This window comes from Streptomyces silvae, assembly GCF_016745505.1.
Lineage (GTDB): Bacteria > Actinomycetota > Actinomycetes > Streptomycetales > Streptomycetaceae > Streptomyces > Streptomyces silvae.
Map to the genome: position 1 here is coordinate 1 of NZ_JAERUC010000053.1, position 13,083 is coordinate 13,083.

The 13,083-nt window shown below is 70.6% G+C and carries 12 protein-coding genes; 7 read left to right on the forward strand and 5 right to left on the reverse strand.

Annotation, left to right across the window (positions count from 1 at the left end):
* Window positions 1-53: 53 nt before the first annotated feature.
* Both JKV81_RS07360 and JKV81_RS07365 read right to left on the reverse strand, forming a co-directional pair.
* Window positions 54-371: a DUF3263 domain-containing protein gene (locus JKV81_RS07360; protein ID WP_202075210.1), complete on the reverse strand. Its 318-nt coding sequence runs from the start codon at window positions 369-371 to the stop codon at window positions 54-56.
* A gap of 14 nt (window positions 372-385) precedes the next feature.
* Window positions 386-1,660 (reverse strand): ABC transporter substrate-binding protein, encoded by a 1,275-nt coding sequence (locus tag JKV81_RS07365; protein ID WP_129264887.1) that lies wholly within the window; start codon window positions 1,658-1,660, stop codon window positions 386-388.
* A 226-nt stretch (window positions 1,661-1,886) separates the two neighbouring features.
* On the opposite strand from JKV81_RS07365, the gene JKV81_RS07370 reads away from it, so the two are divergent.
* The 3 genes from JKV81_RS07370 (at window position 1,887) to JKV81_RS07380 (ending at window position 5,028) form a co-directional block, all read left to right on the forward strand.
* Complete coding sequence (locus JKV81_RS07370; protein ID WP_236055648.1) at window positions 1,887-2,780, forward strand: ROK family protein; 894 nt, start codon at window positions 1,887-1,889, stop codon at window positions 2,778-2,780.
* On the forward strand, window positions 2,780-3,934 hold the full coding sequence (gene nagA / locus JKV81_RS07375) for an N-acetylglucosamine-6-phosphate deacetylase (RefSeq protein WP_202075211.1): 1,155 nt from the start codon (window positions 2,780-2,782) through the stop codon (window positions 3,932-3,934). The genes JKV81_RS07370 and nagA overlap by 1 nt, the downstream gene beginning before the upstream one ends.
* Before the next feature lie 161 nt (window positions 3,935-4,095).
* A complete protein-coding gene (locus tag JKV81_RS07380; protein ID WP_202075212.1) occupies window positions 4,096-5,028 on the forward strand; it encodes a 1-phosphofructokinase family hexose kinase in 933 nt (310 codons plus the stop codon).
* A 101-nt stretch (window positions 5,029-5,129) separates the two neighbouring features.
* Here JKV81_RS07380 and JKV81_RS07385 read toward each other — a convergent pair whose 3' ends face one another.
* Entirely contained in the window at window positions 5,130-6,134 is a 1,005-nt protein-coding gene (locus tag JKV81_RS07385) for a carbohydrate-binding protein (RefSeq protein ID WP_129264883.1), read from the reverse strand.
* A gap of 132 nt (window positions 6,135-6,266) precedes the next feature.
* Window positions 6,267-7,919: a diguanylate cyclase CdgB gene (gene cdgB / locus JKV81_RS07390; protein WP_099174101.1), complete on the reverse strand. Its 1,653-nt coding sequence runs from the start codon at window positions 7,917-7,919 to the stop codon at window positions 6,267-6,269.
* Window positions 7,920-8,266: 347 nt separating this feature from the next.
* On the opposite strand from cdgB, the gene JKV81_RS07395 reads away from it, so the two are divergent.
* Window positions 8,267-8,773 (forward strand): flavin reductase family protein, encoded by a 507-nt coding sequence (locus JKV81_RS07395; RefSeq protein WP_129267081.1) that lies wholly within the window; start codon window positions 8,267-8,269, stop codon window positions 8,771-8,773.
* 80 nt (window positions 8,774-8,853) lie between these two features.
* On the opposite strand, the gene arfB is transcribed toward JKV81_RS07395, so the two are convergent.
* Window positions 8,854-9,288, reverse strand: coding sequence for an alternative ribosome rescue aminoacyl-tRNA hydrolase ArfB (gene arfB, locus JKV81_RS07400; RefSeq protein ID WP_099174103.1), 435 nt, complete (start codon window positions 9,286-9,288; stop codon window positions 8,854-8,856).
* Between the two features lie 172 nt (window positions 9,289-9,460).
* Here arfB and JKV81_RS07405 point away from each other — a divergent pair, with 172 nt between their 5' ends.
* From JKV81_RS07405 to JKV81_RS07415, 3 genes are all read left to right on the forward strand, one after another.
* Window positions 9,461-10,036 carry a TerD family protein gene (locus JKV81_RS07405; protein ID WP_099174104.1) on the forward strand — a complete coding sequence of 192 codons (576 nt, stop codon included), beginning with the start codon at window positions 9,461-9,463 and terminating at the stop codon, window positions 10,034-10,036.
* Between the two features lie 219 nt (window positions 10,037-10,255).
* Window positions 10,256-11,845: a M4 family metallopeptidase gene (locus tag JKV81_RS07410; protein WP_202075213.1), complete on the forward strand. Its 1,590-nt coding sequence runs from the start codon at window positions 10,256-10,258 to the stop codon at window positions 11,843-11,845.
* Window positions 11,846-11,983: 138 nt separating this feature from the next.
* Window positions 11,984-13,009, forward strand: a complete 1,026-nt coding sequence (locus tag JKV81_RS07415) for a hypothetical protein (protein WP_202075214.1) — start codon at window positions 11,984-11,986, stop codon at window positions 13,007-13,009.
* Window positions 13,010-13,083: the final 74 nt, after the last annotated feature.

Genomic DNA, 13,083 nt, shown 5'->3' on the forward strand with positions numbered 1-13,083 from the left:
GCGGGGTCCGGGGCAGAGCCCCGAAACGGGCCCGGCCCGGACCGGCGGCAGCCTCAGCGCCGCCCCCGCCGCGCCTCCCGAACCCTCCGCAGGCGGTTCACCGTCACCGGATCCGCCTCCAGCGCACGGCGGTCGTCCAGCAACGCGTTGAGCAACTGGTAGTAGCGGACCGGCGAGATCCCCAGCTCCTCCCGGACCGCCCGCTCCTTCGCCCCGGGCCCCGCCCAGGAACGCCGCTCCAGGGCCAGCACAGCCCGCTCCTGCCCCGAGAGCGGGGCAGGAGAGCCACCCTGGCCCTCCGGCTCAGCAGACCCGTCAGGGCCAGCAGCGCCAGCAGGGCCGTCGGAAGGATCGGAGCGGTCGGCGGTCATATCAACCAACCTACCTACTCCGCACTCTCCGCCTGCCGTGCCTGAGCCGCGATCTGCACGAGCACACTCTCCGGACTGCCCCCCGGCTCGACCGCCGAGCCGATCTTCTCCTTGATCGACTCACTGGCCTGCGCCCACGACGTCTTGCCGAACGGGTACAGCTGCGAGTTCGGCAGCGCCGACAGGAACTCGTGCAGCGACTTGTGCTTGCTGTCCGCCTCCATCGCGGCGGACGCACTGCTGGTCACCGGCAGCAGGTCGTACTGGTCGGCGAAGGACAGCACGTTCTCGTCCGTGTAGGCGAAGTCGAGGAACTTGCCTATCTCCGCCCGGTGGCCGTTCTGCTTGAAGCCCATCATCCAGTCGGCCACACCCATCGACCCGTTGGTCGGCCCGTCGACCCCGGGCAGCGGGACCATGCCGACCTCGACGCCCTTCTTCTCGGCCTCCTGCATCAGCGTCGGGTGCCCGTTGAGCATGCCCACCTCGCCCTTGGTGAACGCCTCGAAGGCCTTCTCCCGGTCGAGCTTCCCCGGGGCGACGGGCCCGGTGAGCCCCTTGCCGACGAGGTTGTTCTTCAGCCACTGGAAGGTCGCGATGTTGGCCGGGGAGTCGATGGCGTAGTTGCCGACGTCGTCCGTGTAGCCGCCGCCCCCGCTGAGCAGCCACATCAGCGTCTCGGCCTGGGACTCCTCCGGCCCGAGCGGCAGGGCGAAGGGGTAGGTCACGCCGCGCTGCTTGAGCACGGTGGCGTCGCTCTGGATGTCGTCCCAGGTCTGCGGCGCACCGAGGCCCGCCTTGGTGAACAGGCCCTTGTTGTAGAAGAGCAGCCGCGTGCTGGCCACGAACGGAAGGCCGTACAGACTGCCGTCGACCTCCCCCGCGTCGGTCAGCGAGGGCAGGAAGTTGGACGACGTACGGATGGCTATCGTCTCGTCGGCGGTGTAGAGCTTGTCCGCCTTGGCGTAGTCGGCGTACGCGCCGATCTGCGCGATGTCGGGGGCGTCACCGGCCTTCACCATCTCGGCGACCTTGCGGTCGACGTCCTTCCAGGAGTAGACGCTGACCTCGACCTTGATGTCGGGGTTGGCCTTCTCGAACTTCCCGGCGACGTCGTCCCAGTACTTCTGGGAGCTGTTCTCCGCACCCGTGCCGTAGTCGGCCGCGACGAGCCGCAGCGTGACGTCGCCTCCGGCGTCCGAACCGCACCCCGACAACGTTGCCGTCATACCCAGTGCGGCCACCACCGCGGTCAGACCCACATAGCGCCGCTGCACAGCCTTGCCCATCCCCTACATCGTTCGACGCGGACGCCGCCGCTCGGCGACGAACCCGCGATCCTGCCTCACGTACGCACGGAGGTCTACACCACCGGTGTATCGATTCGGCAATCTAGCAGGGTCGTTTTGTATGGGTGCTCAACAAACCGCGATAGTGGACTAGACCTTTTAGGGGTCGGCGGGCGAAACTGTCTCCGTGAGACACGTCATCGCCCTCGATGTGGGCGGCACAGGAATGAAGGCCGCCCTGGTCGGGGCCGACGGCACGCTGCTCCATGAGGCGCGCCGTGCCACCGGCAGGGAGCGCGGTGCGGACGCCGTCGTGGAGACCATCCTGGGCTTCGCCGAGGATCTGTACGCGTACGGCGAGGAGCACCTCGGCGAAGGCGCGGTCGCCGCGGGCGTCGCCGTACCCGGCATCGTCGACGCGGAACGCGGGATCGCTGTCTACGCCGCCAACCTGGGCTGGCGCGACGTACCCCTGAGGAAGCTGCTCGGCGAACGGCTCGGCGGCATACCGGTCGCACTCGGCCACGACGTCCGGACCGGCGGCCTCGCCGAGGGACGGATCGGCGCCGGCCGGGGAGCGGACCGCTTCCTGTTCGTGCCGCTGGGCACCGGGATCGCCGGGGCCATCGGCATCGCGGGCACCATCGAGGCGGGCGCCCACGGCTACGCGGGCGAGATCGGCCACATCGTGGTCCGGCCGGACGGCCCGGACTGCGGCTGCGGCCAGCGCGGCTGTCTGGAGACCCTCGCCTCGGCCGCCGCCGTGTCCCGGGCCTGGGCCGCCGCCTCCGGCGACCCCGACGCGGACGCCGCGGACTGCGCGCAGGCCGTCACCACGGGCGATCCTGCGGCCCTGCGCGTCTGGCAGGACGCCGTAGACGCGCTCGCCGCGGGCCTGGTCACCGCGCTCACCCTGCTGGACCCCCGCACACTGATCATCGGTGGCGGTCTCGCCGAGGCGGGGGAAACCTTGTTCACACCACTGCGTGCGGCTGTCGAGGAACGGGTCACGTTCCAGAAGCTGCCTCACATCGTCCCGGCGGCCCTCGGGGACACCGCCGGATGCCTGGGCGCAGGGCTGCTCGCCTGGGATCTACTCTCCACGGAGGTAACCGCCTGATGGCCGGACGCGCAGACAGCACCGTTCTCGCAGGTGCCCGGGTGGTGCTTCCCACCGGCACCGTCGAGAACGGCCGGGTGATCGTCGAAGGCACCCGGATCGCCGGCAGCACGCGGGACGACACCCGGACCGTCGACCTCTCGGGCCACTGGGTGGTCCCCGGGTTCGTCGACATGCACAACCACGGCGGCGGCGGCGCCTCCTTCGCCACCGGGACCGCCGAGGACGCCCTGACCGCCGTACGGGCGCACCGCGCACGCGGCACCACGACCGTCGTCGCCTCCACCGTCACCGGCGACATGGACTTCCTGGCCCGCCAGGCCGGCCTGCTCTCCGAGCTGGTCGAACAGGGCGAGCTCGCCGGGGTCCACTTCGAGGGCCCCTTCATCTCCCCGTGCCGCAAGGGCGCCCACAGCGAGGAACTGCTCCGCGACCCCGACCCCGCCGAGGTCCGCAAGCTGCTCGACGCGGCGCGCGGCAGCGCCAGGATGGTCACCCTCGCGACCGAACGCCCGGGCGGCATCGACTCCGTACGGCTGCTCGCCGAGCACGGGGTGATCGCCGCGGTCGGCCATACGGACGCGACGTACGAGCAGACCGTCGAGGCGATCGACGCGGGCGCCACCGTGGCCACACACCTCTACAACGCGATGCCCGCCATCGGCCACCGCGACCCGGGGCCCGTCGTGGCGCTCCTGGAGGACGAGCGGGTCACCGTCGAGCTGATCAACGACGGCACCCATCTGCACCCGGCCGCCCTGGAGCTCGCCTACCACCACGCGGGCGCCGGCCGGGTCGCCCTGATCACCGACGCCATGGACGCGGCGGGCGCGGCGGACGGCTTCTACGAGCTCGGGCCGCTCGCCGTCGAGGTCAAGGACGGGGTCGCACGGCTCGTGGAGGGCGGCTCGATCGCGGGCTCCACCCTCACCCTGGACACCGCGTTCCGCAGGGCCGTGACCATCGACCGGATCCCCGTCGAGGACGTCGTACGGTCCATCTCCGCCAACCCCGCGCGGCTCCTCGGCATGTACGACAGGGTCGGCTCGCTGGAACCGGGCAAGGACGCCGACCTGGTCGTCCTGGACGCGGACTTCGGGCTCAAGGGCGTCATGCGCCGCGGCGAGTGGATCGTGGAGCCCCCGCTCGGATGACGGCGGACCCCCGGGAACGGGCGGTTGAACACGTAACGAAGAGACGGCGGTTGTCCCGGAGACCTGGGACGGCCGCCGCCTCTTTGGCATGATCACCGAGGACAGCGCCGCAGGGAGACGGCGCGTGGGAACGGACGACAAGGAACCGGGGGCCGGTACAGGTGATACTGACCGTCACGCTGAACACGGCACTCGACCTGACCTACGGCGTCCCCGCCCTCGTCCCGCACACCAGCCACCGCGTCCACGAGGTCACCGAACGCCCCGGCGGCAAGGGCGTCAACGTGGCCCGGGTGCTCGCCGCCCTCGGCCATGACACCGTGATCACCGGTTTCGCCGGCGGCCCCACCGGAGCGGTCCTGCGCGAACTCATCGGCGCACTCCCCCACCGCCCCACCGACGCGCTCGTCACCGTCGCGGGCAACACCCGCCGCACCCTCGCCGTCGTCGACCGCACCAGCGGTGACACCACCCAGCTCAACGAGCCGGGCCCGCACATAGGCTCCGGCGAGTGGGCGGCCTTCCTGGAGACGTACGGGGAGCTGCTCCCCGGCGCCGAGGCCGTCGCCCTCTGCGGCAGCCTGCCGCCCGGCATCCACGTCGGCGCGTACGCGGAACTCGTACGGCTCGCCCGCGCGGCCGGCGTGCCCGTGCTCCTGGACACCAGCGGCGAGCCCCTGCGCCGGGGCATCGCCGCCCGCCCCGACCTGATCAAGCCGAACGCCGACGAACTGGCCCAGCTCACCGGCGCCCGCGAACCCCTGCGCGCCACCCGCGACGCCCGACGCCGGGGCGCGCACAGCGTCGTCGCCTCCCTCGGCCCGGACGGGCTCCTCGCCGTCACCCCCGACGGCATCTGGCGGGCCGCACCGCCGTCCGCCGTACGGGGCAACCCGACGGGCGCGGGCGACTCCGCCGTGGCCGGGCTGCTGTCCGCCCTCGCCGAAGGGCTGGGCTGGCAGGACCGGCTGACCCGCGCGGTGGCCCTGTCCGCGGCGACCGTACTGGCCCCGGCGGCCGGGGAGTTCGACCGCGCGGCCTACGAGGACCTGCTGACCCGCGTCACCGTCGAACAGCACGCACCGGCCGCCTGAACCACCCCCGGAACGACCGCGTCCCGGCTCGCGCGGGGCGCGGACCGGGACGACGGTGGTGCTGGTTCCTGAACGGGCGACGGATCGCCCCTTGCACGTGATCAGTTCTTGACGTGACCCGACTTCAGCGACAGCTGGTCGAGGTTGGCGTCACAGGAGTCACCCTCGTTGCACGAGAGCATCAGCGAGTTCGACCCCTTCTTCAGCTGCACCCAGGCGTACGTCCGGGTCCAGCCCTTCTCCAGATCGCCCTCCGCGGCCTGCGCGAAGTTCTTCATGTTGATGGAGCGGGGGTCCTCGTCGTTGACCGTGAGGGACGTCTTGGCGTCCTTGCCCGGCACGCCGTACGTCACGAACAGCGTGTACTCGCCGTCCTCCGGCACATCGACCGTCCAGGTGGCCGACCGGCCGACCTCGTTGAGGCTGATGTACTGGCCGTTCGCGCTCTTGGCACCCTTGACCGTGTTGTCCAGGGAGGCCGTGCCGCCGAGCGTCAGCGTCGCCGCGTCCTGCTCGGGCAGATCGACGGGCTCCTGGGACGCGTCCGCCGACTTCTCCGGCTTCGGGGACTCCTCGACCTCGTCGGCCGGACCCGCCGACGACCCGGCCTCGTCCTTCTTGCCCTCGTTGTCGTCGCCCGTCATCAGCGCGGCACCGATACCGATGAGCACGACCGCGACCACCGCGACGGCCGCGATCAGCAGCGCCTTGGTGTTGGGACCGCCACGGCCGGGGCCGGCGTTCCTGCCGTCACCGCCGCCGTAGCCCACGGACCCGGACTGCGCCGTCGGCGCACCCCCGGGGTACGTCTCCGGCGCCGCGTACTGCGCGTTCGGCTGGCCGTACTGCCCGTTCGGCTGACCGTACTGCGGCGGGGCCTGCTGGCCGTACGCCTGCTGCTGCGGGACCTGCCCGTACTGGCGCTCGCCGACCGTCCGCACCTGGTTGTACGACGTTCTGGGCACGCCGGGCTGTGCGGCCGGTCCCGGGTAGCCGTAGCCACCCTGACCGGGCGGCTGTGCGCCCGCCGCCTGCCCGTCCGCGTACAGATAGCCGAACGGATCGTCGTCCTCGGGCTTGCTCGCGCCGTTGTTTCCGGCCGTCATCCCTGGGTCACTCCTCACCATGTCGCCAGCCGTCGCCGACCGGCCGAGCCTACCCCGAACGGAGCACGCGTCGAATTGCCCTCGGTCCCCCGGAAAACCGGGCGGTGTACGGGGAATGCCTGGGCGTGAACGTCAGCCGGCTCTGCGGTGAACCTTCGACCGGGACCGCTTCTCCACGTACATCCGCTGGTCGGCGGAGTGCAGGACCTCTTCCTCGGTCATGCCGCACTCGGCCCAGCCGATACCGAAACTCGCCCCGACCCTGACTGCCCGGCCGTCCACCCGGATGGGCGGAATGATGGCGTTACGCAAGCGTACGGCCAGATCTGCGGCATCTGCCGCCCCGAGGCCGTCCGCGAGGACGACGAATTCGTCACCCCCGAGCCGCGCGACGGTGTCACCGTCCCGTACGCAGGTCGTGAGCCGCCGGGCGACCTCGATGAGAACCGCGTCACCCGCGTGATGCCCGAAGCGGTCGTTGATGGACTTGAAGCCGTCCAGATCGCAGAAGAGCACCGCGAGGCCCTTGGTCCCGTCATCACGGTCCGGGTCGGGCGCCACGATGTGCACATGGTGGTCGTAGGGACCGACACCCGGGGCGACCTCCCCCTCGTAGCCGTCGGCGCGGTACCCGTGCGCCGGGCTGTCCACATCGCCGTAGGCCGCGTCCAGCGCCTCGATCGCGGAGGACGTGACCGAGTGAGGCCTCTCACACAGCCGCGCACCGAGCCGGGAGCGCAGCTCCGCGCTGTTGGGCAGCCCGGTGAGCGCGTCGTGCGAGGCGCGGTGCGCGAGATTCAGCTCGTTGCGCTTGCGCTCCTCGATGTCCTCGACATGGGTGAGCAGGAAGCGCGGGCCGTCGGTGGTGTCCGCGACGACGGAGTTGCGCAGGGAGACCCAGAGGTACGTGCCGTCCCTGCGCCCGAGCCGCAGCTCCGCCCGCCCTCCCTCGGCGGACGTGCGGAGCAGGGTCCCGATGTCCTCGGGGTGGACGAGGTCGGCGAAGGAGTAGCGGCGCAGGACGGAGGCGGGGCGCCCCAGGAGGCGGCAGAGCGCGTCGTTGGTCCGCAGCAGCCTGCCGTGCTGGTCACCGCCCATCTCCGCGATGGCCATGCCGCTCGGGGCGTACTCGAAGGCCTGGCGGAAGGATTCCTCGCTGGCCCGCAGCGCCTGCTGCTCGCGCTCCAGCCGGACCAGGGCGCGCTGCATGTTTGCTCGGAGCCGGGCGTTACTGATCGCAATGGCCGCCTGGGAGGCGTACATCTGGAGGGCCTCGCGGCCCCAGGCGCCGGGACGGCGGCCGTTGCGCGGCCTGTCGACCGAGATGACCCCGAGGAGGTCCAGACCTCCGCCGGAGGCGTACATGGGGGCGTAGAGACGGTCCAGGGGGTGCCACTCGTCCTCGAAGCGGGGCTCCGGCCCCTCGGTGTGCCACTGCGGCACGTCGTCGTCGAGGAGCACCCAGCCCTCGGTGTGGGGTATGAACCGGAGCTCGTCCCAGGCCTCGCCCATCGAGAGCCTGCGCTCCCAGGACTCGCGGGAGCCGACACGGCCGGTGATCAGGGATTCCGCGGCGCTGTTGCCGGCGAAGGCGGCGACGACCAGATCGCCGTCGGGGCGGACGAGGTTCACGCAGCCCAGTTCGTAGCCGAGACCGGCCACGATGCCGTCGGCGACCGACTGCAGCGTGTCCGCCAGGCTCCGCGCCGTATTGAGATCAGCGACGGCCTGGTGCAACTGCCGCATGGTCGCAAGACGGACGTACGGCTCCGACTCGGCCTCCATTGCTCGCACTCCCTGAGACCTCGACAGCAACTCCAGGTTTCATATCGACGTACTTGTTGCACTGTCACGGCCACTGAATCACAGTGAGCTGTGCACCCGGTACACAGGGTCAACAAATATTGCTCTCTGTGACTCAAGTCACAACAGATGGTAAAGACCTTTAGTGATGCCTCCCGGGACGTCCGTTCTTTACCGAACGCAAATCGGTACACCCGGGGCGCTGGTCCTAGGACCTGACTGGTCCCCTGGCCCGATGCGACGGCGCGTACGGCGGGACTAGCGTTCCCCGTGTGCTGCAGAAGACTCCCATCGCCCCGCGCCCCGAAGCCGTCCCCCATGCTGAAGGGGTGAGCAACGACGAATTCCGTGCCGCCCTGTCCCGTCTCGCCGCGGGCGTGGTGCTGATCACCGCCCAGGAGCCACCCCTGGACGAGGACGGCCGGGGCGAGGACGTCGGGATGACGGCGACCGCCTTCATGTCGGTGTCCCTGGACCCGCCGCTGGTGATGGTGAGCGTGCGGAACGACTCACGCATGGACGACCTGCTGGCCGAACAGCCCCGGTGGGCGGTGTCGGTGCTCGCGGAGAGCCAGCGGCAGGTGGCCGGACGGTTCTCCATGAAGGGGCGGATCAGCGACCGGCTGCTGTTCGCGGACCTCCCCTGCGTACGGGGCGAGGCCACGGGGGCGTTCCTCGTGGAAGGGGCGCTGGCCACCCTGGAGTGCGACACGGAGCAGCGCGTCCGGGCCGGCGATCACACGCTGGTGATCGGACGGGTGCTGACGGCGTCGCTGCCGAACGCGGAGGGCGAACCGCTGACGTACTTCAAGGGCCGCTACCGGCACCTGGACTGACCGGCACGGCCCGGGGGCGCGTCCTTTGCGCGGGGGCCCTTGTGCGGGGGCGTGCCTTTCGACCCGGGGGCGTCCCGCGTCTACCAGTCGCGGCCCGAGCGCCCGCGCTTCGTGTCGCCGCGCTGCTTCTTCTCGCGCAGCCTGCGCTCGTTGATGCCGCGCGGGATCTTCTTCTTGAGGCGCGGCTTGGGCGGTGGCGCGGTGGCCTCCGCCAGGAGCGCGGCGAGCCGCACGGCGGCCGTCTCGCGGTTGCGCCACTGGGAGCGGTGCTCGGAGGCGCGTACGGACACGACGCCGCCGACCAGCCGGCTCGCCAGCCGTTCGAGGGCGCGGGCCTTCCACACCTCGGGCAGGGACTCGGTCGCCGCGAGGTCGAAGCGGAGCTCCACCTGGGAGTCGCTCGTGTTGACGTGCTGCCCGCCGGGCCCGGAGGACCGCGAGAAACGCCACATGAGCTCGGCCTCCGGCAGGGAGACCGCACCGCGGATGACATAGGGCCCGGACATGACACCCATGTTCCCTGGCGCCCGGCCGGTTCGTCACCTTGTTTTGCGAGCGTTCGGCCAGAAGTTCGGCAAAGAAAGTAAAGCGAGCAGGAACCTCGTGGTCTCTTGTCTGCGTTAGGACGGGTGACGGTAGCTTTCGTGATGGCACGAAGCCCGCACACGACGAGGAAAGGGACTTCCCATGGCTGTAAGCCTGTCCAAGGGCGGCAACGTCTCGCTCACCAAGGAGGCCCCGGGCCTGACCGCCGTCACGGTCGGCCTCGGCTGGGACGTCCGCACCACCACCGGCACCGACTTCGACCTCGACGCCTCGGCGATCGCGGTCGACGCCGCCGGCAAGGTCTTCTCCGACGGCCACTTCGTCTTCTTCAACAACAAGGCGACGCCGGACCAGACCATCGTCCACACCGGTGACAACGTCACGGGCCAGGGCGAGGGCGACGACGAGCAGATCAACGTCAACCTCGCGGGCCTCCCGGCAGAGATCGACAAGATCGTCTTCCCGGTCTCCATCTACGACGCCGAGGCTCGCAGCCAGAACTTCGGCCAGGTGCGGAACGCCTTCATCCGCATCATCAACCAGGCCGGCGGCACCGAGATCGCCCGCTACGACCTGAGCGAGGACGCCGCCACCGAGACCGCGATGGTCTTCGGCGAGCTCTACCGCAACGGCGCCGAGTGGAAGTTTCGCGCCGTGGGCCAGGGGTACGCCTCCGGCCTGCGCGGCATCGCCCAGGACTTCGGCGTCAACCTCTGACCCGACTGCCGCACACGCGCTTCCACGGGAGCCCCCGCCCGACTCCGGTCGGACGGGGGCTCCCGTGCGTCCGCTTCATATAGCGGACATGAAAGCACTCCAGTCGGACAAGAACTGGTCAAAAACTTGTGAGGTAATTGTCGGCGTCCCGTCAAAGTCGTTCATTCGGTGGCACGCTCTCCGCTCGTAACCCCCACAGGAACGAGCAACGGAGAAGGCATGACCCCCCACATGAACACCCGTCGCGCCGCCGCCCTGGCCGCAGTTGCCGCGATGGTCGTCGTCGGCGTCCAGACCGGCACGGCAACGGCCGGTGCCCGTACGGCCGATGACACCGCCTCTTCCTCCCGCACCACGGCGGGCGCCGCCGCGCTCGGCGTGAACTCGGCAGCCCAGCGCACCACCGCCCTCCGGGCCGCCCAGACAGGCGCCACGGCCGCCGCCGAGACCCTCGGGCTCGGCAGCCAGGAGAAGCTGATCGCCCGTGACGTGATCAAGGACGCCCACGGCACCGTCCACACCCGCTACGAGCGCACCTACGCCGGTCTGCCGGTCCTCGGCGGCGACCTCGTCACCCACACCGCCGCCGACGGCACGTCCAAGGGCGTCGACAAGGCCACCGAGGCGCGCATCACCGTGCCCTCCACCCAGCCGAAGCTGAAGGCCACGGCGAACGCGCGCACCGTCGTGTGGGCCGGCGAGGGCAAGCCCGTCCTCGCCTTCGAGACCGTCAAGAACGGTGTCCAGAAGGACGGCACACCCAGCCGGCTGCACATCATCACGGACGCCACGACCGGCAAGCAGCTGCACAGCTACGAGGCCATCGAGACCGGCACCGGCAACAGCCAGTACAGCGGCGAGGTCACCCTCTCGACCACCAAGGGCGGTTCGGGCTTCGAGCTGACCGACGGCGACCGGGGCGGCCACAAGACGTACGACCTCAACCAGGGCCAGACCGGCACCGGCGACCTCGTCACCGACGACGACGACACCTGGGGCGACGGCACCGGCAACGACCGCCAGACCGCGGCGGTCGACGCCCACTACGGCGCCGCGACCACCTGGGACTTCTACAAGTCCGAGCTCGGCCGCGACGGGATAGCCGGCGACGGCCGCGCGGCGTACTCCCGCGTCCACTTCGGCACCGGCTACGTCAACGCCTTCTGGGACGACAGCTGCTTCTGCATGACGTACGGCGACGGGGCCGACGACAAGAGCGCGCTCACCGCGATCGACGTCGCCGGCCACGAGATGAGCCACGGCCTGACCGCGGCCACCGCCAACCTCGACTACGCGGGCGAGTCCGGCGGCCTCAACGAGGCGACCAGCGACATCTTCGGCACCTCCGTCGAGTTCTTCGCCGACAACGCCACCGACCCCGGTGACTACCTCATCGGCGAGAAGATCGACATCAACGGCGACGGAACCCCGCTGCGCTACATGGACAAGCCGAGCAAGGACGGCGGCTCGGCGGACTACTGGGACGCCAACGTCGGCGACCTCGACGTCCACTACTCCTCCGGCGTCGCCAACCACTTCTTCTACCTGCTGGCGGAGGGCAGCGGCGCCAAGACCATCGGCGGCGTCGACTACGACTCCCCGACCGCCGACGGCTCCACGGTCACGGGCATCGGCCTCCAGAAGTCCTACCAGATCTGGTACAAGGCGCTCTCCGTCTACATGACGTCGAGCACCGACTACGCGGGAGCCCGCGAGGCGACCGAGAAGGCCGCCACCGACCTGTACGGCGCCGACAGCACCGAACTCGCGGCCGTCCAGGCCGCCTGGACCGGCGTCAACGTGAAGTAGCACCACGGAACCCGAGGAGCCGGTCCGCGCCCGCGGGCCGGCTCCTCGGCGCGAGGCCGGACCCCATGGGTACGGCCCTCATCACCCCCGTCCATACTCGTCACTTGACCAGGCAGGGCGGGGCGGGGATTGCACACCATGGGACGAACAGGAACAGACCACACCAAGCGCCGCCGGGCGTGGCTGGTCACGGCCGGCGTCTGCGCGCTGGCCGTGGTGGCCGGCGTGACGGTGGCGACCAACACCAACGTGCTGGGGCCTCGTGACCTGTGCGACGGCCGTCTGAGCAGCGAGGACGCCGGGAAGAGCCTCGACGGCTTCGGCCGGGTGACCGGAAAGATCAACTATGCCGACGGCTGCTTCGTGGAGCAGTCCGGCTGGCTGCCGGGCACCAAGGACGCGCGGGTGGCTCTCGAGCCCATGTCCGTCAACGCCGTCGATCCCTTCGGCAGAAAAGTGTGGGATATGTCCGGTGCCCAGAACATCCTGCCCGGCGCCCTGCCCGGCGCCTTCGACCAGGACGGCAACGGTTGGGTGTCCCTTCCCCCCGACTGCACGCCCATAGCCGCCGGAACCGCACAGGGATCCCGTACGGTCCTGCACGTCAACGTCGAGCAGGGGGACGTGGACCCGGTGGAGCTCGCCCGGCTGGCGCGGGGAGCAGCCCGCGAGCTCGCCGTCGATCACGACTGCATACCTCCCGCTGAGGAGCCTGGGAGCGCCGGGACGGACCTCCTCGAAGCATCCGCGGTGACCAGGAGCGATCCCGCCGAAGTATGCGGCCTGACCGGCTTCACCCTGGCCGCCACGGCCCCTGCGGGCAGCCCCCTGCAGGAGCAGACCTCGGGCTCCCGCGACGACGCCTGGTTCTGCGACCTCTCCCTCGAACAACCCACCACGGGCCTGGACAAGGACCAGGAGCACGGAGCCTTCGCCCGCCTCGCGATCATCCAGAACCCCGCGCTGGCGCCCAGCGCGAAGGAGCGGGGATTCGAGCACGCCGTCTGCGGCGGCAAGGAAACATACTTCGCGACGGACAGCCTCACCTTCGAATGGGCCTCCCCGGAGACCGAGGAGGAGCGCGCCGCAGCCGCCTTCTTTCCCAAGTCCGACGTTTGGGACCGCTTCACCGCCGCCGCCCGCACAGCACTCGCCTGCGACTGACCTGGCGGCTGCCGCGCTCGTCGCCGGGCCGGCCGTCAGCGGCCGAGCGCGGCGACTGTTGTCAGCGGCCGAGC